At 66.0% G+C, this 23001-nt stretch carries 16 protein-coding genes and 2 pseudogenes; 6 read left to right on the top strand and 12 right to left on the bottom strand.

What is annotated here, in order from left to right; all coding sequences use genetic code 11:
* Window positions 1–198: 198 nt before the first annotated feature.
* From U9978_RS16500 to U9978_RS24110, 9 genes and pseudogenes are all read right to left on the bottom strand, one after another.
* Window positions 199–1626, bottom strand: coding sequence for a sulfatase-like hydrolase/transferase (locus tag U9978_RS16500; RefSeq protein ID WP_322762025.1), 1428 nt, complete (start codon window positions 1624–1626; stop codon window positions 199–201).
* A 294-nt stretch (window positions 1627–1920) separates the two neighbouring features.
* On the bottom strand, window positions 1921–2226 hold the full coding sequence (locus tag U9978_RS16495; RefSeq protein ID WP_322762024.1) for a helix-turn-helix domain-containing protein: 306 nt from the start codon (window positions 2224–2226) through the stop codon (window positions 1921–1923).
* Window positions 2227–2826: 600 nt separating this feature from the next.
* Entirely contained in the window at window positions 2827–3501 is a 675-nt protein-coding gene (locus U9978_RS16490; RefSeq protein ID WP_322762023.1) for an alpha/beta hydrolase, read from the bottom strand.
* Window positions 3502–3532: 31 nt separating this feature from the next.
* A pseudogene (locus U9978_RS24120) lies at window positions 3533–4727 on the bottom strand (epoxide hydrolase family protein).
* 822 nt (window positions 4728–5549) lie between these two features.
* Window positions 5550–7811 (bottom strand): GmrSD restriction endonuclease domain-containing protein, encoded by a 2262-nt coding sequence (locus tag U9978_RS16470; RefSeq protein ID WP_322762019.1) that lies wholly within the window; start codon window positions 7809–7811, stop codon window positions 5550–5552.
* Between the two features lie 262 nt (window positions 7812–8073).
* Window positions 8074–8220 (bottom strand): annotated as a pseudogene (locus U9978_RS24115) (IS1380 family transposase); the annotation flags it as partial.
* Between the two features lie 335 nt (window positions 8221–8555).
* On the bottom strand, window positions 8556–11108 hold the full coding sequence (locus U9978_RS16460; protein ID WP_322762018.1) for a S8 family peptidase: 2553 nt from the start codon (window positions 11106–11108) through the stop codon (window positions 8556–8558).
* A gap of 6 nt (window positions 11109–11114) precedes the next feature.
* Window positions 11115–12095 carry an ATP-binding protein gene (locus U9978_RS16455; RefSeq protein WP_322762017.1) on the bottom strand — a complete coding sequence of 327 codons (981 nt, stop codon included), beginning with the start codon at window positions 12093–12095 and terminating at the stop codon, window positions 11115–11117.
* Window positions 12096–12216: 121 nt separating this feature from the next.
* Window positions 12217–12789: a hypothetical protein gene (locus U9978_RS24110; protein WP_416211006.1), complete on the bottom strand. Its 573-nt coding sequence runs from the start codon at window positions 12787–12789 to the stop codon at window positions 12217–12219.
* A gap of 498 nt (window positions 12790–13287) precedes the next feature.
* On the opposite strand from U9978_RS24110, the gene U9978_RS16445 reads away from it, so the two are divergent.
* From U9978_RS16445 to U9978_RS16430, 4 genes are all read left to right on the top strand, one after another.
* Entirely contained in the window at window positions 13288–14286 is a 999-nt protein-coding gene (locus tag U9978_RS16445) for a type III polyketide synthase (RefSeq protein ID WP_322762016.1), read from the top strand.
* Between the two features lie 376 nt (window positions 14287–14662).
* Complete coding sequence (locus U9978_RS16440) at window positions 14663–16039, top strand: helix-turn-helix domain-containing protein (RefSeq protein ID WP_322762015.1); 1377 nt, start codon at window positions 14663–14665, stop codon at window positions 16037–16039.
* A gap of 245 nt (window positions 16040–16284) precedes the next feature.
* Complete coding sequence (locus tag U9978_RS16435) at window positions 16285–17457, top strand: epoxide hydrolase (RefSeq protein ID WP_322762014.1); 1173 nt, start codon at window positions 16285–16287, stop codon at window positions 17455–17457.
* A complete protein-coding gene (locus U9978_RS16430) occupies window positions 17454–18524 on the top strand; it encodes a phosphotransferase (protein WP_322762013.1) in 1071 nt (356 codons plus the stop codon). The genes U9978_RS16435 and U9978_RS16430 overlap by 4 nt, the downstream gene beginning before the upstream one ends.
* A gap of 109 nt (window positions 18525–18633) precedes the next feature.
* Here U9978_RS16430 and U9978_RS16425 read toward each other — a convergent pair whose 3' ends face one another.
* Entirely contained in the window at window positions 18634–19821 is a 1188-nt protein-coding gene (locus tag U9978_RS16425; RefSeq protein WP_322762012.1) for an epoxide hydrolase, read from the bottom strand.
* Between the two features lie 300 nt (window positions 19822–20121).
* On the opposite strand from U9978_RS16425, the gene U9978_RS16420 reads away from it, so the two are divergent.
* Both U9978_RS16420 and U9978_RS16415 read left to right on the top strand, forming a co-directional pair.
* Window positions 20122–20343 (top strand): FitA-like ribbon-helix-helix domain-containing protein, encoded by a 222-nt coding sequence (locus U9978_RS16420; RefSeq protein WP_322762011.1) that lies wholly within the window; start codon window positions 20122–20124, stop codon window positions 20341–20343.
* Window positions 20340–20765 carry a PIN domain nuclease gene (locus U9978_RS16415; protein ID WP_322762010.1) on the top strand — a complete coding sequence of 142 codons (426 nt, stop codon included), beginning with the start codon at window positions 20340–20342 and terminating at the stop codon, window positions 20763–20765. The genes U9978_RS16420 and U9978_RS16415 overlap by 4 nt, the downstream gene beginning before the upstream one ends.
* 490 nt (window positions 20766–21255) lie before the next feature.
* Here the strand turns inward: U9978_RS16415 and U9978_RS16410 are convergent, their stop codons facing one another.
* Both U9978_RS16410 and U9978_RS16405 read right to left on the bottom strand, forming a co-directional pair.
* Window positions 21256–22392: a Fic family protein gene (locus U9978_RS16410; protein WP_322762009.1), complete on the bottom strand. Its 1137-nt coding sequence runs from the start codon at window positions 22390–22392 to the stop codon at window positions 21256–21258.
* 150 nt (window positions 22393–22542) lie between these two features.
* Entirely contained in the window at window positions 22543–22914 is a 372-nt protein-coding gene (locus tag U9978_RS16405; protein ID WP_322762008.1) for a hypothetical protein, read from the bottom strand.
* Window positions 22915–23001 lie beyond the last annotated feature (87 nt).

Raw genomic sequence — 23001 nt, 5'->3', positions numbered from 1 at the left:
GCTGGCCGGCGCCGACCACTAAGGGGCGACAGTCGGCGTTCCTGTTCCGTCACTGTTCATCCGAGGCCGTCCTCGCATTCATCGTTCATTGTCAGAAATGTGACAAAGCGGACGTTGGCGTGTCCATTCACGGGTCTGTCCCGTGCTGGTGCTGTCAGGGGGCTGCGGCGACATCCACGCCCCTATTGCCGGGCACTCTTACGCATGTGCCGTCCCCCCAACCTGAAGCTCGTCGGCGATCAGCTGGTTCACCAGGTCGTTCAGGTCCTTCAGGAGGCTCGCCCGCGATGGGTCGTTGGCGAGGTTGTGCAGCTCACCCGGGTCGGCCAGGCGGTCGTAGCACTCGAAGGTGTAGCCGGACGGCGGGCCGTCGATGCCATCGGGAGTGGTGTACCGGCCGAAGCTGTAGCGCGCGGTCAACACCCCCCGGATGCAGTACCGCAGCCCTGGCAGCCCGAGCCCGCTGCTGGTCGCGTCCGACGTCACCAACAAACTGGTGCGGACCGACCCGCCTGGCTGGTCGAGCAGGACCGTGAGGTCATGGCCGACCAGCGGGCCGAAGGCCGTGGCGTCGATCCCGGCGAGCGAGGCCAGGGTGGGCACGACGTCGATGTGCGAGGTGAGGGCAGTCGAGGTGCTGCCATGGGTGGTCGGACGCCGCGGGTCGGCGATCACCAGCGGCACCCGTAGGTTCTCCTGGTAGATCATCGCTCCTTTCTGTCGTAGCCCGTGTCCGCCGCCCATTTCGCCGTGATCGGCCAACCGGACCACGACCGTGTCGGCGGCCCGACCGGAGGCGTCGAGTGCGTCGAGCACATCGCTCATCAGCACGTCGGTACGCCGCAGCAACTCCAGGTACCAGTTCCCCCACTGCCGCCACTGGTGGGCGTCGTCGGGGGCCGCGACATCGTTCGGCATCGCGCCGCCGACCGCCTCGTTCTCACCCCGCCACACGGTCTGGACCGGCGGCTTCGAGGACAGGTCCGACTCGAAGTTCGTCGGCACCGCGGCGCCGTAGTCGGGCACGTCATCGAGCCGGTAGAACCGCGGGCAGAACATCATGTCATGCGGGTTGACGAAGCTGACCACACACAGCCATGGCTGGCTGTCAGCGGCGTGCGCGGCGAGCCATGCCTCGGCCTGCTGGGCGACGCCCGGGTCCTGCTGAGTTCCCTCATTCGGGGTACCACCGGCGAGTAGGTCGATTGCCTCGTCGAAGCCGTAGGGGGTGAGGTAGGCCGGGTCGGTGGTGATGTTCTGGGTCAGGTGCCACTTGCCGATGTAACAGGTGTGGTAACCGGCTGCCTTCACCATGGTGCCCAGCGTGGGGATCGTCGCGGACAGGTCCGGCTGCGCCGCGCCGACGTTGTCCAAAACGCCGTTGACCGGCGCATGTAGGCCGGTGAACACGGTGGACCGGGCGGGGGAGCAGGGGGCTGTCGGTGTGTGATGCAGGCCGAAGGTCACCCCGTCGCTCGCCACCCGGTCGCGGGCCGGCAGGCTGAAACCGCTGGGAAGCACCACTTCCGTGCGCTCCTGGTCGGTCATCAGGATCAGCAGGTTGGGCCGGCTTCCGGTCGCATCGGCGGTTGGTTGCGCGGCGACGGCTGGGAGCGCCGCGAACACCCCCGCACCGATCGGCAGCGTCGCGGCGGCCAGCCCGGCCTCGAGAAAACGCCGTCGGGAGGTGCGTCGTTGTTCGGCTGAGCCTGGTTACGGGTCGGTGCGGTGGGGTGGGATCGGCGGGGGCTTGCTCATGATGAACGCTCCAGAGATCCGTCGGATGTGCGGCTGACTGGTCAGGCAACATCCGCAGCTTCGAGCGTGTTTGTTCTGGTTCCCTGTCACGAGCGTTCGAATTCGATGTCAGAGCGAAGAGCCGTCACGCAAGCTGTTGATCCGATCTCCGGCGCACAGGTCTCAGCTGAGGACCACCCGGCGGTCACCGAAGTCAGCGACAATTTCGATCTTCCCGCCGAGTGCCTCCACATAGGCTCGAATGGTCGACAGCCCAGCACGATCCAGAGCGCCCCGCTCAAGATCGGACACGGACGGCTGCTTGACGTGCATCCGCTCCGCAAGCTCCACCTGGGTGAGACCCTGCTCCTCGCGGATCTCCCGTAGCCGGTAGGCGCGCACCTCGGCGTCACCCCGGGCACGGTGCTCCGCGACTCTGTCCTCCCGGGGAGGTCGCTTGGCCCGAATCTCGTTCCACGTGCTTGTCACGGCCCTGCCTCCCGTCGCCTCAGCGGTCATAGTCACCTCGTAGCCAGCCGTCATACCGGTCGTCGGCGAGCTTGCCGATCGCTGCGCCGACCAGGACCCGTTGCACCGAGCCCGCGGTGACGGTCAGCCGAACAGCTCGCGGGCGATCACGTTCTCCAGCCAGGTGCAGGCTGGTGTCTGCCGAGCTGCCGCCGCCAGCGTGGCGGCGGGACCATCAAGGATGGTTAGCGAATCCGGTGGGAACAGCTCGACCAGCAGCCAGCGCTACTCTGACACACTGAGCTTTCCACCAACAGGTCGAACGTGTCAGCCAGCGACGGTGACGTTTACAGCGCGACCTTCGGGGTCACGGAGCAGGTGCTGACCTACGCTGGTGCCGTCCATGTCGGCAAGTCTGTTACCAGACCGTACATCGACCGAGACGGCTCCGGAGGAAAATGTCCGCACCGTTGTCAGCACATCCGCCCCGACCAGCGGGTGGTCTTGGTCGGGGCGCTGGAACCCTACCGGCGCAGGAACGCGTCCACGTCGGTGGCGAATTCCTTGTAGTGCTGGAACAGGAATCCGTGAGCGGCGTCAGGGTAGATTTTGATGGTCGCGTCAGGCAGCAGCCCGGCGAGTAGGTGGGAGTAGCAGGGCGTGGTTCGGGATGCCCCACTGCGTGACCGCGTCGTACTGGGCCAATCGGGTCGCCCAGGTCGTGGGCTCGTCGTGTCCTTCGGTACGTTGGCCGAACACGCGACCAGCGACAGCCTGGCCGGCTTCGAGCCCAGTCGGTGTGGTGGTGAAGAAGACCTTCAGGTAGCCCTCAGGTGACCCGACGGGCCCACCGACCGCCTCGATGGCGAGCGGGGGCCATCCATGCATCCCCGGCGCGCCTTGCGGTGCGGCGGAGGCCAGGACGATCCGGTTGACCATGTCCGGGCGCAGCAGTGCGATCTCCTGGGCGACGAAACTGCCGATGGAGAAGCCGAGCAGGTCGACGTGATCCAGGCCGAGCGCGGTGATGAATGCGGCGGCGTCTTCGGCCATGGCGGCAATTGTGTGGGGTGTACGCCCGGTGCTGGCTCCGACTCCGGTGTTGTCGAACGTGATCACGCGCCGGCCCTGTGCCAGTTCATCGATGAGCGCGGGATCCCAGTTGTCCAGGTTGCCGCGGAAGTGCTGCAGTAGCAGCAGGGGCGGCGCATCGGTGTCTGTGCCCACGCTGCGAGAGGCGTAGTCGATGCCGTTGTCCGCGCTCACGGTCTGTGTCTTCGTTACGGTGCTACTCATGACGGTCTCCGCGTTGTTGGTGGTGGCGCGATCAACGCAGTGACTTGAACGCGGCCCGAACCTCGGTCGTGAAGAGCTCCGGCTCCTGCCAGGCCGCGAAGTGGTTGCCCTCATCGACTTCGTTGAAGTAGATGAGGTTGGGGTAGGCCTGCTCGGCCCAGCTCCGCGGCGCTTGATAGAGCTCGCGGGGAAAGACGCTCACGGCAGCCGGGACGGAGACGCCCTTGACGTCGAAGAAGCCGAGGTTGTTCTCCCAGAAGAGACGACCCGAAGAGACCCCCGTGTTCGTCACCCAGGTGAGCGTGATGTTGTCGAGGACCTCGTCTCTACTGAGGTTGCCTACGTGGTGCTCCTCAAAGGCGTGTGAGATGTCCTCATAGCTGCGCGTCGTGGTCAAGCATCCAGGCTGCCAGGGCGACGGGCGAATCCGCAAGTCCGTACAACGTCTGCGGGCGCAACGCCATCTCGGTTGCGTAGCCGATGCCCTTCGTGTAGACGAAGCTCAGCCGTTCGTACGCGCGGCTTTCCTCGGCTGACAGACCGGCTGGCGCCGGGCCGCCGGACGCAAGCGTCTGTGAAACGTCGGGTGAAACAGTGCCTGGCATGTTGGAGTGAATGCCGACCAGCTCCGGATGTGCCTGCGCACCCATCACCTCCGTGATCAGCGCGCCCCAGTCGCCGCCCTGCGCCACGAACCGCGTGTATCCGAGGCGTTTCATCAGGACTGTCCAGGCACGCGCGATGTGGACCGGGTCTCAGCCGGTAGCCGTCGGCTTGGCTGAAAACCCGTAGCCGGGCAGCGACGGAATCACCAGATCGAAAGCGTCCTCGGCGCCGCCGCCGTGTGCCGTCGGGTCGGTGAGCGGGCCGACGACGTTGAGCATCTCGATGACCGAGCCGGGCCAGCCGTGTGTGATGATGAGTGGCAACGCGTTCTCGTGCGGCGACTTGACGTGGATGACGTGGATGAAGTGGATGTCGAGGCCGTCGATTTCTGTCATGAACTGCGGAAGAGCGTTCAGCCTCGCCTCGAACCTCCGGAAGTCGTAGTCGCTGGCCCAGTAGCGCGTGAGCTCGTGTATCGTCGCGAGCTGCACGCCCTGCGAGGCATCCTCGACCGTCTCGCTTTCGGGCCAGCGCGTCGCCGCAATGCGCTGGCGCAGATCGACTAGGTCCTCTTCCAGAACGTCGACAGAGAAGGGGCGGACTGCACGGTCGTTGGGCATGGGATCCCATCCTTAGAGGGCGTTTGATCCCGAATTCCTGACCGGTCTTTCACCGTGTATCGGGACAAATCTCCGAGATTTGATCATTGCTCGGCCATGCTCATGGCGATCCGCTACCGATGAAGGGGATGGCGTATGACGTCGCTAGATGAGACGGGATTCTCCGGGACGAACACGGCGATTCGCCGCCCGTCCCACCGGGCACGAAGAGCTATGAATCCGACCAAACCCGCTGGAAACCGCTGCGGCATGCTGAGGAGCGAATCCGGCGAACTACCATCAACATGGATCAAACGCCCTCTTAGAGCGCCCGGCAATAGGGGTGTGGATCAAGAAGCGGAGCTGGGGCACGTAGATCGCGAGGCGGAGGAGGGAGGCACCGGAGGTGTTGGGTGTCGACCGACGACAACGCGGCGAGGTGCGTGCCTCAGCCCCGCGACGCCGCGTCCCCTATTGCCGGTCGCTCTTAATGTGGTTGACATGGACCACCGAACAACGTCGCTCTCATCGATTTCTTGGCCTCTTCGCACACAGGTCAACACGCGTTGTGCGTCGAGATGGTCACGCTGACGCACTGTGGCCCCCGGGCGCTCTGTCGAGGTACGGGGCCAGGACAGGCAGGGTCAGCCGCCGTGCCCTGCGCTGCTCGTTCTGCACATCGGTGGTGTCCCACACTGGGTATTGCCCGAAACTCCCGCGCAGTGCGATCGGGGTCGGAGGCGAGGCTGTCGATGTAGTACCTGACGGCGTAATCGGCCAGTTTCCGCCCGCCCGCCCGCTGGCGATGCCAACCTGAGCCTCCTCAAGTGCCCGAACTGGTGGCTACCGGAGCTTCACGCCGTTCTTCTCGACTTTCGCCCGAAGATCGTTAAGGGAGATTCGCTCACCAGCGAACTCGGCCTGCCAGAGGTCCATGCCCTTGCCGTTGCCTGTCGGTCGGTCGGTGATCTCCCGCAGAGCAGTGTCCGGCGAGCTGCACGTGACCCCTGCGAAGAGTTCGATCAGTCCTCTGGATGTCACCGTCGCGCGGTGCTCAGTGCCGTTGTGGCTCGTAAAGAGCGTTTCCCCAGCCTGGATGACGCCTGCCCGCACCATCTTCGCTAGCACAGTACGGCCACCCGGCGCCTTCGCTGGCCGCCGGGCCGCCGGTTTGCGGGGAGGCTCTGGCTCGGCCTCGGCGGCGCGTTGGGGGACGTCCGGCGTCGATGCCGGCTTGTGGCCGAAGCCAAGGGCGGTAGGGTCCCAGATCCGCTCGCTGAGCGCGGTGTACAGCGCGCAACGCTCCCGGACCATTTCGACGATCTTCGGGTCAGACCCGAACGACCTGAAGGTCTTCTGCAGTCCATGTGATTCGACGAACCGGCGCAACGGCGTGTTGTTCTTGCGATGGTCGGGATTCAGGATGGCGACCAGGCTCGGCTGGCGGCTGTAGCGGTTGATCTTCTCGCCGTAGGGCATGTCGCTCAGGCTCGCGTTGTCGCTGGCGGGCAGCAGCACAAGTGCGCCGATCTGGTTTCGTAGCTTGGCGAAGTGCGGGGCCTTCAGCTCCTGCGTGCTCGGGTCGAAGGTGGTCGGCCAGAGATGCTCGATCTGCCAGCGCGGAACGCGTTCGTTCCCCTCCAGGTACTGGCAGATGTCGTGTGTCCTTTCCGTCTGGTCCTCGACGTACGAGATCAGCCGGGAGAGCAGGTACCGGACCTGGTCGGTGTTGCTGCGCCGGAACGCGAACGCCTCCAAGTCCGCGAAGGGGCGGTCCTCTTCCGCGGTCGCCTCACGGAGGGTCTGAGCGACTTCCGCGACGTCGGCGCAGTCGCGCAGTCGCGGCATCAGATCGCTGAGTTCCGCGAACAGGTGCTGGTCGTCGACGTGGTCGCCTGCGATCGAGCGGAGCACGTACCGGCGGTCGATGTAGCTCGCCAGCAGCCGAGCTTTGGCGCGCACCGAGTCGGGGTGGTCGTGCGGCCTGACGGCGGCGAGCAGCACCGTGTATTGGCAGTCCAGGCCGTTCACCGCGTTGTAGTAGATGCTTTCGAGCTTGTTCTCGGCCCGGGGTGTCCCGGCAGCCGACAGGAACGTCTGATAGTGCCTGGCCATCGCTGTCAAGTTGTTGATGAAGGCCGCGTAGTCGTCCTCGTTCTTGAGGCGGAGCCGGTCGGTGTTGTCCCGGACCCAGGCGTTCAGGTTCCTGTCGATCTCCTCGACCTCGTGCAGCACTCCGCCGTCGAGATACGCGTGCTGGGCAACGAGGACGTCACGCAGAAACCTCCTCGGCACGTCCGGCTCCTGCCTGGCCGAGCCGAGCTGGTTGAGCATCCGCCGCCAGGCGTCGTTCAGCTCGTCCTGCCGGTCACCCGCGCTGGAGAGAAGAAAGCTCTTGACGAGGTCGACCGAGGTGAGCCGCGCTCCGCGGTCGTTCATGGTCTCGAAGATCTTGAAGCCGTGAGCCCTGCTGACGGCTCGGATGGGGGCCATGACAACGCGGTCGCGTAGCCAATCGACGAACGGGCGCAGGGTGGCGTCATATAGCCGGTCTCGGAGGAGAGCATCGAGCTGCTGGCCGCAGTCCCACAGGTGCCGCAGGGACAGTGACGCGTTGCCCGGTAGCCGGTACCGCCTGTTGTTCTCGTACACGGCGCGTAGTAGCGGCTCGCGCTCGTCGGCGTGGATCCTGATCCTGAATTGCGCTCCAGCGCCAGGCGGATGGTATTCGATCAGCGCGTTTAGTGCTCGCGCGGTCGTGCCCTCGCCGTATTCGACGGCGAGCCGATGCAGGATGACGAACATGAGGTGCAGCGTCGTGAACCGCTGCTGGCCGTCCACGAGGAAGCGCGTCCGGTCGGTCTCCTCGTGGTACACGAACGCACCGAGGAAGTAGGGCTCCGCCTCAAGCAGCCGGCGTCGACCGGCCGTCGGGTTCCACGTCCTGGTGAACTCGTTCCAGAGGTCGATGATCAGCTGGCGCACGTCGCTTTCGGGCCAGGAGTACTCGCGCTGGTAGTAGTCGATCGCGTAGACGCGGTTCTCGAAGAGCTCTCGGAGGTTCTGCGCTCCGACCATCCCAGCGGCCATGCCCACCCCCGCCACCGACGCACCTAGGCATATCTTGACGAAGACTCTGACCATCCGTGACCAGATCCGCCGTACTCGTGACAGTGACTTGCGACGGTATGCCGGCGATCCACGCGACGGAAGAGTTGGCCGTACGGGCGAGGCGAGAGGCGCCTTGGCGGCCGAGGACAAGGGTCTCCGACTCGCGCTGACTTCTCTCTGTCGTGCCTCCGAGGACCACGGCTGGGTGCGTAGGGCTTGGCCAGGTTGGATCGGGCATGACCAAGAGCAAGCAGACGGAGGCGGCGTTCCCACCGCGGAGCCGGGTTGTGGTGATGACCGGCGCCGCGGTCGGGGTGGACACGGTCGCGACCAGCGCGTTCAACCCGCGAACCAGCAGCGAGCGTCCCGCGATTGTGGTGTGGCCGGACGCCGCGCCTTGCTTTCGGCCTATACCGGTCGCTTTTAGCCCGAAGAAATGTTCAGACGATCAGTTCCGGCCATTCCTTTGTGCAGAACATCTGTCGCGGCCACTGCGAGCTCGCCATCGACACCGACCCGCAGCTGGCCGCCGCATTCGCCGAACTTGCTTACGCCATCTGACCACCGAGTGCTCTGTGAGCCTGCACGCCCTGATTTCCGGCGACGCAGCAGAGCCTGCCCATGCGGTCTGACCACCGGCCGCCGGAGCCACTGACAGGCGCCGCCTCCTCACTTAGAACACCACGGCGGCATCCGAGGCGGAGTCATCCAGCTTGAGTAGACGCAACGCCTGCGGCCTTATGTCAGCATTTCGATCGGAACGCCCACCTGAGTCGCCACGGGAGTCCAGACGTCGACGTCCTGGCCTGGAGTCTCGATGGAGACGATGAGGGAGTATCGGGCGCCTCGGTGGCTGCGGTCGCGGGACTTGTTATCCTTCCACCAGCCGGTGACGGGGTAGACGGCGAGCATGCCGCGGCGGGCGAGGTCAGCGGCCATGCCGGTCCAGATGTCGGTGTGGATGGAGCCGCTGCCGTGTGCCCGTGGTCCGAACGTCCATTGCTTGCGGTCGCTGTCGGTGCTCGGTGGGCGTCGCTCGTCCTCGTCAAGTGCTTTGTCGTTGAGGCGCTTTCGGAACTCGGCGGTGGACTCAGATGCGCGGCGTAGGTCGAAGCGCAGGCCGTGCGATTGGTAGCTGTAGCGGCCTTGCCAGCCGCGATTGGCGGGGTTCGGCTCGATGAAGTACGAGAGCGTGATCCGCAGGTTGACAATGGCTTCGCCGAGGTCGGCTAGGACGTCCGTCGGCCAGGGGAGGTCGTGAAGGTGCAGATGGCGGGTCCGACCCTGGCCGTCGAATGGTTCGATCACCCCTTGGCTGATCAGGGTCAGGGCGTCGCGGGCGCTGCGGGTGGCGCGGGCGAGATCGGGCACACCCATGCCATATCGGCGTCGGAACGCGTCCCTGGCGGTCCGGTTGGATGCCCGGTCCAGGTGCTCATGCATCGCCGGGGTCCATCGGGCCGAGTGCACTACGAGCGCGCGGACTGTCTCCGGCCACAGCGATGGGTATGCGGACATCACGGACGCGATGAGATGGGCGGCCTGCGCGGTGGCCGCGCTGGTCGCGTTCGTGACAGTCAGAAGACGCGACTCACCGAGGGCCAGCCGCCGCGTCGTCAATAGTTGAAGAACCTCGGGGGTGTCGTACTCGGTGCCCGCGGGTGACCGGGCCACGTTTCCGCCTTCCAAGACGACGTCTGGCTTCGGCGGCCAGACCCGGGCGAAGGACACGGACGTACGGCTAAAGGGCGACAGTTCCCCGACAGGGGCGAGCGGCGTCCAGCCTACGAACGAGGGCTGGCTGTCGAGGTGCACCAGCTCGGTGTAGGCCCCGACGGTCAGGGCGTTCCATGACTGGGCGGGGTCCTCGACAGGTTCGAGGTCGCTGCGGGACAGATGGTCGTCATCGAGGGGCTGGACGTTGCCCGCGGAGATCACGAAAAGGCGAGGCTGTCCCTCGGGCTCCTCGTCGAGGTAGACGAGGCCGTTGGCACTGGCGTCGATCGCCCTGCCGGCGGCCAGCGCATCGACGGCTGCCGACCAGGATGTCGGGCGCCCGGCCCGAATGTCGGACTGGTCGGGGTCGATCGGCTTCGATCCATCGCGTGCGGTGACAGCCATCGAGAAGGTCCGTTGGCGGGTTGGGGCCTGGATCTCGACGAGGCTGGCCGCAGTGGCGGTGAGCGCTCCCCACAGATGCGGCGGATTGCCCGACACCGGGGGAAGTAGCTTGACCGACTCCAGGCGGTGCCACGGGGCTACGGGGCCGGTCGAGGTCAGGGCCCGTCCGAGATCGCCAAACAGGGCAAGTCCGGCCATTTCCGTACCGTGGCCCGCGTGATCCCCTAGTCCCCAGCTGGGGTTGCAGGTGTGCTGATCCTTGTTCGCCAGCGAGGCCGACAGCAGGGGGTGAGCCTGGTGGATGCCGGTATCCAGGACGCATACCGCCGGGGCGTTCTCGTCTGCGGCTCGGATCCTGTCGGCCAGCTCGCCGACCCACTCGGCCTGTTCCGCGGCGTCTTCGAGCGAGAGAACGGCCTCCGGCTGATGGGGCTTACGGAGTTCGGCTAGATCGTCGAGGACGTCCAGTGCGCTGGCGAGCTGTTCGGCGGTGGCATGCACGAGCAGCACTGTCCGGTCCTGGAATGACAACAGCGTCGGTCCGATCGGGCATCCCGCCGCCTCGGCGAATGCCGAAATGCGTGTGATTTCGTTACCATTCCGGCGGCGAAGCCAGACCTCCCACCAGACGGTCTGCCCACGAGCTGGAAAGTCAGCCAGTGCGTCGGTCCACAGTGCTCGCACGGACGCTGCGGCGATGTCAGCTACGCGATCGACCGCGTTCTGGTGCCTCGGCTTGACCTCACCCGCTGTCGACTCGTATTCCTCGAAGATGCGTACGAAGGTGCCAACCTTGCCGTCGGGGATGAACACCGTGGCCACCTGTACCGGTCCCGCCGGTCTCTCCTCACGGTGGACGCTACGCAGCTCGGCATGGACGCGGCCCCGACGCGGGTCAAGCGAGGTAAGGGCCAGCTCCAAACCAGGGAAGCTCTCGAACGTCACATATACGCCAGGGATAGCCCCGGGCACCGGCACGGAAGCGGTTCGGCGCCTGCGGCGGGCTGCTTCATCCGCTCCTTCCAGGGCGGTGATGAGCCGGCGAGCGTGAGCCGCCCGGTCGGCGGGTGAAGGAATCGCCCGTCCGCTGTTCCGGCCTGTCCGGCGCGAGTACTCCTCCGTAGTGATCCGTCCGTCGACGAACAGGTGAGGGCGGTTCCGATCAGCCATCGATTCCTATCGGTCCATGTCAGTGAGGCGGTCACGCAAGGCGCAGACCAAGCCATGCGTCGTCACCTTTCCGTCAGTCAGGATAGCCGCCTTGGCCGCCGACTCGGCCGCCAAGGTCAACTCTGCGTGGCTGTGCGACCGGCTCGCTTCCCGGACGACCTCCCAGTCGATCCCGACCGTCGGAACAGTCGCGAGCCGGTTGCGGATCACCTGCTCTGCGACCGGCGGTGACGGCAAGGGGTATTCGATAACCGATTCGAAACGCCTGAACAGTGCGCGGTCCAACATTTGCGGGTGGTTCGAGGCGGCAACGATGAGGCTCTCGGAGGGATCCTGCTCGAGGAACTGAAGGAAGGAATTCAGAACCCGGCGAATCTCCCCGACGTCATTGCCCTGAGCGCGCTCACCAGCTAGGGCGTCAACCTCGTCAAACAGGTACACACCTCGGGTCTCGGCCAGTGCATCGAAGATTAGGCGGAGCTTTGCCGCTGTCTCGCCCATCATCTTCGTGATTAGAGAATCGAGGCGGACGGAGAACAACGGCAATCGCAGCTCGCCGGCCACGGCGCGGGCAGTCATCGTCTTACCCGTCCCCGGGGGCCCGATCAGGAGCAACCGCCGCTCAGGGGAGAAGCCCTGCGCGGCCAGCACGTCCCGCTGGCGCTGCTCCAGCACCACGCGGTAGAGCCGCTCCTGGACTCGCTCCTCGAGGACAAGAGCGACCAACGTGTTCTCGGGGTAGCTCACATCGAGCAGCCCGGCCAGCTCGCCTCGCGGCCGGACCACCGGAGTGGGCCGCCGGGCGGCCGAAGTCGACGGCTGGCGGCTTCGCAGAGTGTCCACAAGGTCGCGCAGTTCCTGGGCTATGGCACTGTGCCCGCTGCGGGCGGCTCGGGCGGCCACCTGGAGGGCGACGGCGTAGAAGCGCTCGTCGTCGCCCTCGGCATGGCTCTTGACCAGGGCCTTCACCTGATCAGCAGTCGCCATCGCAGCCCTCCCTCCTGTCTGCTCTGGGCCCCGAAACCTACCGGAACCCCATAGTCTCTCGTGACTTATGTGATCACGCGGGATTGTCGACTTGCGAATCGCTCATGGTGGCGCGGATGGATCATCCCCACGCCTGTGGGGATGATCCGTAGAAGTGGACACGGTCGCGCGCCCGGTCGTTGTTGTCGACGTCGCGTGAAAACTGGATCTGGAGTTGATCTTGTGATCGGACTGACTCCTTGATGATCAACTGTTGGTGGCCGGTTGCGATCGTCGGGCTGGTGTGACCTCTTTGACCTTGGGGTCTGGCTACCGCATTTGGCGAACGTCGCGTTGGACGGGGTCGAGCGCGTCGCGGACGAGCTGCGCCTTCGGGTGCGTGCGCGGGCCGAGCGGGTGGCCTGCCCGCGCTGCCAGACGGCTTCGATGCGGGTGCACGGTCGGTATCGGTATCGGTATCGGTATCGGTATCGGCGTCGGCTTTCGGGTTGAGGTCACGGACCCGGCGCACGACCAGCCGGGCGGTCACCGCATGCGTCTTCTCGGAGGCGAACGCGGTGTACGGCACCTCGGCGATTTCCGCGTCGGAGATCCACCGGCCGGTGGTTTCGTCGTAGACCGCCCGCGGGTAGCGGATCGGCGTCCACGCATCGTCGCCGATCCCCGCGGCTGTCCGGCGGATTTTACGGTTCATCGGGGTTGTGATCGAAAAATGGGTGCCCCGGCGGCGGCAGGCCGGCGCGTTCGGCCAGTCGCATGACCTCAGATCAGTCCGGCGCACGAACCAGATTCGGATCGTCGAAGCGGGCGTGCGTTTTCGCGGCGGTATATGACAATCGCACGTCGGAGGTGCCCTCTCGACTTGGTGGATTCTGTCTCTACCTCGTTTCAATCGGCGAACCTGGTCCCAAACAAGAAGCCGCAAGACAGCGGGAGCGCGTCGGACAGTGGAAAATGGAGACGGTGAGTACCGATGCGACATCCGTTGGCGGACCGGCTTGTAGTAACGGGGACACTCCTTCAATGGGGCTGGGCCGAAGGGGTCGGTTCAGCCGCGATGGTTTCCCCCTCGGTGACTCCATACGGCGGCCCGCAGCAACAGCTAAGGAGTGTGATCAGTTTGTCCGGGAGTGCAGATCGTGTTGTAGGTCAACCAAAAGACGGACTACATCCCGGGTGGGTAGGAGGTGATGTGACTCTTCGTCACGAGGCAGTTCTGCTGGCGGTCAGCTCAGCCGCGCCGGATACGACGATCGGCCAGACCGAGCTCTTCGACGGCTTTCCGCCCACCGGAGCACTGATGGACGCCTGGGAACAGGGTGCGCTTGAACTGGGCCGGCGGATGGTGCCGGCGGTTATCGCCGGCCACGACCCGGCCGAGGTCGGCACGTTCATCATGGTGAGCACCACCGGCTACATCTGTCCCGGTCCGGAGGTCCGCCTCGCCGCGGAACTCGGGCTACGCTCCGACATCCGGCGTATCTCCATCGGCCACATGGGCTGCTACGCGGCCATCACCGGGCTACGGACCGCACTGGACGCCCTCGCCGCCCGGCCTGATGAGCTCGTCCTCGTGGTTTGCACAGAGCTGACGTTCATGCACTGCCAGCCGGACGCGAGCTCGGAGCAGATTATCGTGCAAGGCCTGTTCGGCGACGCGAGCGCGGCGATGCTGCTGGGCACACGCCCGGATGACCGACCCGTCGGTCATCCGACGACCGACCACCCGAGCGCCGGCGCTCCGGCCTGTGGCGTCAGCGCGGACGTCGTCGCCAGCCGCACAGTGACGCACCCGGGAACCGCAGAACACATGAGGATCCGGGTCCAAGAAAACGGATTCCGGTTATGCATGTCCCCGGCGGTCCCGGCGATGCTCGGGTCGACCACCCCGCCGTTCGTCGACCAGCTGCTCGAGGGGCCGGGCCTGGGTGTCGCCGACGTGCGGCACTGGGCGATCCACCCCGGCGGCCCGCGGATCGTGGCCGAGGTCGGCGCCGCGCTCGGCCTGTCGGAGGCGCAGCTGCGACCATCCATGGAGGTCCTGCGCGACTATGGCAACTGCTCGTCGGCCACCGTCCTGCTGGTCCTGCAGCGGATGCTCGCGCTGGACCGGCCGGAAGCCGGCGACCACGCTGTCCTCATCGCGTTCGGACCGGGGCTGACCACGGAGGCGGCCCTGCTGCGCTTCTGATCCGGCGACATCACAAAACCGGTGCCGGCGACCCCATCCGGATCCACTGATGCACACCGTCGAGAAACATCAACGGATGATGACAAGTACCGAAACCGTGGGGTAAACGTGGGGTTCAGTGCCTTGGGCACCCGACCCTGCGCCGAAAAGTACCTGTGCCGCAGGCGATCTGGATGGGCCTGATGCGTCATTGGAAGAACAGTTTGCTCTTGATCGAAAGTCCCGAAATCATCGTCCGTCCGGTCGGAACACGCATGTTGACCAAGGATGATGAGTCGTGAGTGCGCCGGCGGACGGCTGGTTGGGCAGCTCGATGCCGGCGCCACAATCGGCACATCAACGCGGCCATGTCGGCGAACCTCCTTCTGGCGCTGTCGTGACCTTCAGAGTAGACTTCCGAGCTGTGGACCTGCTCGAGCTCCTTCGGCGGCCGGAGGGCAAGACGCTTGAGTTCAAGCGCGATCTATCCTCACCGGCCGGCGTGGTCAAGAGTGTTGTGGCGTTCGCGAACACCTCCGGTGGGGTGCTGGTCATCGGCGTCGACGATGGCAGCCGGCATGTCCGCGGTGTAGCCGAGCCGCTGGATCTGGAGGAGCGGCTGGCGAACGTGATCAGCGATCAGATCGCCCCGCGCCTGGTACCCGAGATCGAGATCATCCCCTGGCGCGGCACACATGTCGTGGCGGTTGAGGTCTTCCCGAGTCCCATCCGGCCGCACTACCTCGCCAGCACGGGTCTCGACGCCGGGGTATATGTGCGGGTCGGTTCCACCAACCGCCGCGCCGATCCCGATCTCGTCGAGGAGCTACGGCGCTACGCGCGTGGCGAGGCATACGACGAGCAGCCGTTGCCGGAGCTGGACTCGGAAGCGGTGGACTTCCGAGCCGCTTCCGAGTTGTTCGCGCCGGTCCGGAAGCTGCGCCGGGCTGACCTGGAGACGCTGCGGCTGCTCACGGTCCACCAAGGACGCACCGTCCCGACCGTCGGCGGGGTTCTGCTGTTCGGGCACGACAGGGCGCGACTATTTCCTGACGCCTGGATTCAAGCCGGGCGTTTCGCCGGTACCGACAAGAGCCGGCTTCTGGACCAGGCCGAGATTCGGTCACACCTGCCCCAGGCGACCGAAGATGCTATCGGATTCATCCAGAAGCACAGTCTGCACGGAGTGGAGATCGGTCCCGTCCGCCACACCGACCGGTGGAGCATCCCGCCGGTCGCGGTGCGAGAGGCTGTCATAAACGCGGTCGCCCACGCCGACTACCGTCAGCACGGCGCGCCGATACGGGTGGCCATCTTCGACGACCGGCTGGAAGTCGAGAGCCCGGGCCTGCTGCCGTTCGGCCTCACCGTCGACGACCTCCACCGAGGGGTGTCGAAACTGCGTAACCGCGTGATCGGCCGTGTCTTCCACACCCTCGGGCTTATTGAGCAGTGGGGAAGCGGCATCCAACGGATGACAGCCGCCTGCCTCGACGCCGGCTTCCCACCCCCACTTCTCGAGGAGATCGGCATTCGCTTCCGCGTCACCCTGTTCACCACCCGCGTCACGGCGCCGACAATGGATGAAACCGACCGGGCAATCCTCAACGCCCTCACCGAAAACGGCGGCCTGACCAGCGAAGTCGCCGCGGCCATCGGCCTGTCGACCCGCGCCACTCGCACCCGGCTCGCCCGGCTCGTCGAACGCGGACTCGTCCGGGAGATCGGCACCAGCCCCAGCGATCCGAGACGTCGGTACTACCCCGCGACCTGAACGACCACCACAGCCACATGCCCACCATCAACCGCGGCCGGTTACGCGGACGCCTCCGTGGCCGTCAACTCGGCCATCGATGTGACGTGCCGGCGGGCATCGGCGACGGCGACGGCGACGGCGACGCACCAGCTGACCAGCCGTTGTCACACTGCAGTAGGCATTGCGTACACGTTGTCGTCCCGTGTGCTGGAGGTTTCATCCGCCGCTGGCGCTTATATCACTTAAATGGTTCAATCTGGTGCATGATTGCGGAGGAGAACGGTCACAGTATCGAGCTTCGCCCGTTCCAGGTCGAGATCGATGACACGGTGCTTGACGACCTGCGCGGCCGGCTCGAGCGGACACGATGGGTCGAGGACCTGCCCGGCAGCGGATGGGACTACGGCGTCGCCGTGGCATACCTGCAGGAGTTGTGCGAGTACTGGCGGACGGCCTTCGACTGGCGTGCCGCCGAAGCCCGGCTCAACACCTTCCCGCAGTACGTCGCCGACATCGATGGGCTCGGTATCCACTTTCTGCACGTCCGGTCGCCGGAACCCGACGCGCTCCCGCTCATCCTCACGCACGGCTGGCCCGGTTCGGTCGCCGAGTTCCTCGACGTGCTCGGCCCGCTGTCCGACCCGGCGGCGCACGGCGGCGACCGTGCCGACGCGTTCAACGTCGTCGTACCGTCGCTGCCGGGTTTCGGCTTCTCCGGTCCGTCGTCCTGCCGTGGTGTCACCGACCGGCGGGTGGCACAGGCGTTCGCCGAGCTGATGGGACGGCTCGGCTACGAGCGCTACGTCGCGCAGGGCGGCGACATCGGCGCCCAGATCTCGGCACTGCTCGGCGAGCTCGATGCCGGGCACGTCGCCGCTGTGCACCTCAACCTGCTGCCCATCGGTCCACCGGCCGACCGCGACCCGTTCGCCGGCTTGTCGGCTGAGGATGCCGCGCTGGCGCAGAGCACGCTCGCGTTCCTCGACAGCGACACCGGCTACTGGAAGATCCAGGGCACGAGGCCGCATACCGTCGGCAGCGCACTGATGGACTCGCCGGCAGGTCTGGCGGGGTGGATCGTGGACAAGTTTCGGTCATGGACCGACTGCGACGGCGACGTCGAGCGGGCATTCACCAAGGATCAGCTCCTGATGAACATCACGATCTACTGGGTCACCCGGACGATCGCCTCGTCGGCCCGCTGGTACTACGAGAACGCGGGCGTCGGCGGGCAGTCCGAACCACCCCGGGTCGAGGTTCCGACCGGCTATGCAGACTTCCCGGGCGAGCACTACCGCATGCCGCTGGCCTGGGCCCGACCGCGGATCAACATCGTTCACGTCTCGTCGATGCCCAGGGGCGGCCATTTTGCCGCTCTGCAGGTACCCGACCTGTTCGTCGATGAGCTTCGTACGTTCTTCCGAGCGTTCCGATGATCGCGGCGGTGCCGTCGGCGATCGACGACATCACCCCGGAGTGGCTCACCATGGCGCTGGGTACCCGGTTACCCGGTGTCGACGTCGTCGATGTCGTCGTAGACGAGGTGCTGCGCGGTACGGCGACGAAAGTGTTCGTCCGACCGACCTACGGGAACGGCGGTCCGCCGCCGAACGCCCCAGGCTCGGTATGCGTCAAAGGTGCCTTCGAGGACAACGCGGCCCTGATGGCCGCCACCGGGATCTACGAGCGGGAGGCCGTCTTCTACCGCGACCTCGCGCCCGGCCTGCCGCCGACAGGTACTGCGGCATGGTTCGCCGATGCCGATCCGCGCACGCGTCTCGGTGTCGTCGTCCTCGACGACCTGCGCCGGGAGGCCACCTTCTGCCGGGCCACCTCGCCGCTGTCGATCGACGAGGTGGCCGCCGGTCTCGAATTGATCGCCCGCTACCACGGCGCGACATACGCCAGCCCGGTCCTGCGCGAGCACTCCGTACTGCATTCCTACGTCACCCGGGATAACCCGTCGGGTCGCTACTTCGCGACGATGGATGCCGAGCGGGTCGCGCACTTTCTCGCCCTGCCGCTGCGTTCGGCGGCGATCCCCATGGAGCTGCGCCGGCCAGATCTCGTCATCGACCTGTTCTGGCGCTGGGTCGACCAGAGTCAGGAAGGCCCCTGGGTCCTCACCCATGGGGATGATCACATCGGAAACTGGTTCCGGCGCCACGATGGCACGCTAGGGCTCGTCGACTGGCAGACCATATGCCGCATGCGCCCAGCCCATGATGTCGCCTATTTCATCACTTCGGCGCTCGATGTCGACGATCGGCGTGCCGCCGAACGCGACCTGCTGCGCAGCTACCGTGGCTGTCTCATCGCCGCCGGTGTGCAACCTGCGACATTCGACGAGCTCTGGCTCGACTACCGGCGCCACATGGCGTTCGGGCTCATGGCATGGCTGACGAGCCTGGAGTGGATGAATCCCGAGCCGATCCACGCGGCCACTGTCGGACGCTTCGCCCACGCGGTGCTCGATCTCGAGGTGGCCTCGGCCCTCGGCTGACCTGTCGAGCCGTAGTGGTCAGCGCTGGACCTCGGTGATGGTCTCCGTTGCTCCGTTGCTCCGTGGCTGTGGACCAGGTGGTCACCGTCAACCCAGGTGCGGGCTGTCGTCAGCGCAGCGACGTGGACGCTGCCCGGATCTCGGTCGCGAACAGCTCGGGCTCTTCCCATGCGGCGAAGTGGCCGCCCTTGTCGACCTCGTTGAAGTAGATGAGGTTGGGGTAGGCATTCTCGACCCAGCTGCGCGGGGCCTGGAAGATCTCGCCGGGGAACGTGGTGAAGCCGACCGGGATCGAGACCGCTGGGGGAGCCTGGCCGGCCGCAAGAGTTGCGGAGCGTCCGCTCTCCCAGTAGGACCGGGCCGCCGAGGCCCCGGTGCCCGTCAGCCAGTACAGCGTGATGTTGTCGACGATCCTGTCCCGGGTGAGGTTGCCCGCGGGCTGCTTCTCAAGGAAGGCGTGTGAGATTTTCTCGTAGCTGTCGGTGTCGTGGTCGAGCATCCAGGCCGCCAGCGCGACGGGTGAATCCAGCAAGGCGTAGCCGATCGTCTGGGGCCGCGTGGCCTGCTCCAGGAAGTAGCCACTGCCGCTCGTGTTGAAGGTGGCGATGGCGTCGAGCGCCGCGCGTTCCTTCTCGGAGGGTTCCGCCGGCGGGGGACCGTTGCCGGCCAGCGCTGTCAGGAGCAAGTTGATGTGGATGCCGAGCAGGCCCTCAGGTGCCTGGCGGCCCATCGCGTCGGTGACAGCGGAGCCTACGTCGCCGCCTTGGGCGACGTAGTGGGTGTAGCCGAGGCGGTGCATCAGCTCCGCCCAGGCGCGCGCGACGCGACCGGGGTCCCAGCCGACCTCCGTCGGCTCGCCGGAGAAGCCGTAGCCGGGCAGGGAGGGCAGCACGAGGTCGAACGCGTCCTCGGCGCGTCCGCCGTGCGCGGTCGGGTCGGTGAGCGGGCCGATGACCTCGAGCAGCTCGATGACCGAGCCGGGCCAGCCGTGCGTCATGATCAGCGGCAACGCGTTCTCGTGCCGCGACTTCACGTGGATGAAGTGGATGTTCACCCCGTCGATTTCGGTCGTGAACTGCGGCAGTGCGTTCAGTCTCGCCTCGCACCGGCGCCAATCGTAATCGGTTGCCCAGTATCGGGCGAGCTCCTGCATCGTCGCCAGATGCACGCCTTGCGACCGATCTGTTACCAGTTCTCTGGACGGCCAGCGGGTAGCGGCGATGCGCCGCCGAAGGTCGGCGATCGCTTCTTCGGGCATGTCGACCCGGAAGGGGCGAATTTCGGTTTTGTCGGACATCGAGTCTCCACGTTCCTGGATTGGTTGCTGACGACGGACGGCCGGACCGGTCGGCTCCGGCCTGCGGTTTCAGGGAAACAATCTTCATTCGGGCGCCGGCGGAATAGTTGGTACTGCCGCACGACTGCGGATCGGGTGGACGCGTCGCGCCCATGACATCCCCTGGTCTGTACCCCGGTCTGGCGTCGAGCAACGATGCATCCCACCGGGGTCTGTTGCGTTGGCAAGGTCAGGTGCAGGCAGCCGGGTCCTGATAGCATCGGATATCGCCTGGAGGCGTAGCCTTTGGAGGTGCGGTCGATGTCCGACGTGCTCATTCGTGACGTACCCGATGACGTGCTGGCTGCCGTCGAGGCTCATGCCGCCAGGCTCGGCCTATCTCGCAACGAGTACCTTCGCCGACAGCTCGCCCAGGACGCGGCGCGCTCGGTAGTTCTGGTGACTGTGGACGATCTGCGCTGGTTCAGTGCCGCGTTTCGTGATCTCGGCGACCCCGAGGTTATGCGGCAGGCTTGGACGTGACCACCACGACCGAGACGCGGCGTTGGCTTGTCGACAAGTCTGCCCTCGTCCGGTTGAGCGAGAGTCCCGATGCCGACCTGTGGCTGTCCCGTATCCAGCGAGGTCTGGTCCGTATCACGACGGTCACGATCCTGGAGGTTGGCTTTTTTGCGAGATCCGTTGATGATCTTCGTGTCAGGTTGCGCCGGCCGCCGGTGTCGGCGATGCCCGTCGAGAACGTGACGCCCCGGATCGAGTCCAGGGCCGTGGAGGTCCAGGAGCTGCTTGCCGGCGTTGGGCACCATCGTGCGCCGTCTGTTCCCGATTTGATCATTGCTGCGACGGCCGAGCTGGCCGGGCTTGTGGTGCTGCATGTCGACAAGGACTTCGAGTTGATCGCCGCGGTCACCGGGCAGCCCACCGAGCGGCTCCGCCTGTCGTAGCGGCCTGTGGGGTACCAGAAGTCGGCTTGGTCCTGTGAGCTGGGGTGCTGTGACGGCCTGGCTGTCGGCATGATGGTCGGCTATGTCGGTGCGTCTGCTCTATTGGATCTTTGTTCGGGTGTGTGGCTGGCTGGTTCTGCTCGGCCGTTCGTCGGCGTCCAAGGACCTGGAGTTGCTGGGGGTCTGACAGTATAACGGCGGTGACAGGCCCCAACGCTGGGCTCGGCTGGTGGTGGGCCGACCCGCCGGCGGGCTATGTGCTTGTCTTCTACGCCGTGCGTGAGGTTCGGGGAATCGTCACCGCCGATCGCTGACTCATCATGTGCACCGGCAGCCCCGGTCCGCCAAGTCGCCGAGAGCGGGGAATCCGGTCCGGTCGGCAAGCTCGGAGATGCGGTACTCGCTCATGGCCGCGACCGTAAACCTTCGAGTCGCCTGGAAGGTCAAGCGACGGCAGCCGGGAACCTTAATAGTCGCGCCGGGTTGCCTGTCAGCTGGTGTATGGATTCCTCAGGGTCATGGGCGTGCGCGCGATGTCAAGTGCCGGCTGAGGGAAGCGGGGGCCTGCCGTGTAGTAGCGGGCCCGAGTTCGGCCGACCGGTTCCAGGAGTTGGGCGGTGGTGAGGTCGCGGAGGTCGCGTTGCGCCTGCTGCAGGCTCAGGCCCTCGGCGTGCTCGTAGCGTGAGCGGCGGACGCGTCCAGCCATGGCCACGTCGTGCAGGGCGGTCACCACTCGTTCGTCCAGACCGGTGGTCTCGGCGTATTCGGAGAGTGCGCCCCATACCCGCCCGGAGCGGTCGAGTCGGCCTTGAACGGTCTGGGCCTGCTGGTGGTAGGCGGTCAGGTTGAAGCGGATCCAGCTGGAGACGTCCTGGTCGGGACGGTACTTCGGGCCTCGATCGGTGAGTTCGCGATAGTACTCCCAGGTGTTGCCGGGGCGGCCGAGCCACGCCTCGATGGATGAGAGCTCCGGCGCCAGGACGCCTTCGCGGGCGATCATGAGCGTCTGCAGCGAGCGGGACATCCGGCCGTTCCCGTCGGCCCAGGGGTGGATGGACACAAGGTGTAGATGTGCCATAGCTGCTCGCACCAGCAGGTGGGTGCCGTTGTCGGCGTTGAGCCAGTCGACGAGTTCCTTCGTCAGCGCGGGGACGACATCGGCGCCCGGGGCAGTATAGGCCGCGATGCTGGGGTCGCGGGCGTCGGTGACGTAGACGGGGCCCCGGCGCCACCGACCGGCCGGCTTGCGCACGGTGTGACGGTGGCCTTGCAACATCCAGTGCAGAGCGTTGAGTATGCCTTTGCTGTAGCTGAAGTCCTCGGCATCGTGGAGCGTCTGGATATACGTCATCATCCGCTGATAGGCGAGGGTCTCCTCGCGGTTCTCGTCCGAGATCTCGACATCTCGCTCGCCATCCATCAGATCCTCGACGTCGATCGTGGATACCTTGAAGCCCTCGATGGAGTTCGAGGCTGCGACGGCATCGGCGGTCAGGAACTTCCGGAGCCCTTCAGTCCATTTCGATGGCGTGGTCTGGATTTGGTGCCGCAGTGCATCCCGCATGCCGTCGATCTCGCTGAGCACCTGATCGTCGGCAGGTCTGAGGACCGGAGTGGGGTAGAGCATGCATCGACGATAGATTGACGTAGTCATCACGTCAAGCCAGGCGATCTGGCTTCGGGCAGGTGACCTTGCGGGGTTCCAGAACTGGCAAACGGGCTTACCGTGGGTGGGATCGTGGCCGTGAGAGCCTGACCTGCGTGTCCATCGGGAGGGTTACTCGCAGTTCTGGATCTGCTTCCACGTGGTGGCGCCGGGCCGCAGCGTGAAGGTCACGCGATGCCCGGCGTCGTCCGTGAAGACGACCTCCGTCTCGCTCACTGGCGTCAGGGTTCCCAGCTGGGACGGGTTGCCCCAGCCGTCCGGCGGGTTGCCGTTGCCGTCCTGCAGTGGCGGCACCAGCTCGTAGTAGCGGCCCTGGTAGTCCGTCTCGCTGATGCCGCAGTGTGTGTAGAGCCCGTAAGGCACCGCCGGCCCCAACTGCTCGGGCACTGTCGGCGAGGACCTGCAGCCGCCGAGCAGCACGGCCAGGCAGGCGACGGCGACCGCGCTGGCCGCGCGCGTCCGCGCCAAAGCGAGGTCTTGCATCTGTTCTCCGTCGGCGTCGAAAGGGAAGGGCTCCCCGTTTCTACCCCGGTTCTCAGCTTGGGACGTAAGAGCGACCGGCAATAGGGG

Source organism: Protofrankia sp. Cr2 (assembly GCF_963555885.1).
Lineage (GTDB): Bacteria > Actinomycetota > Actinomycetes > Frankiales > Frankiaceae > Protofrankia.
The sequence above is the reverse complement of the archived record's forward strand: the minus strand, read 5'-3'. Positions and strand labels throughout refer to the sequence as shown.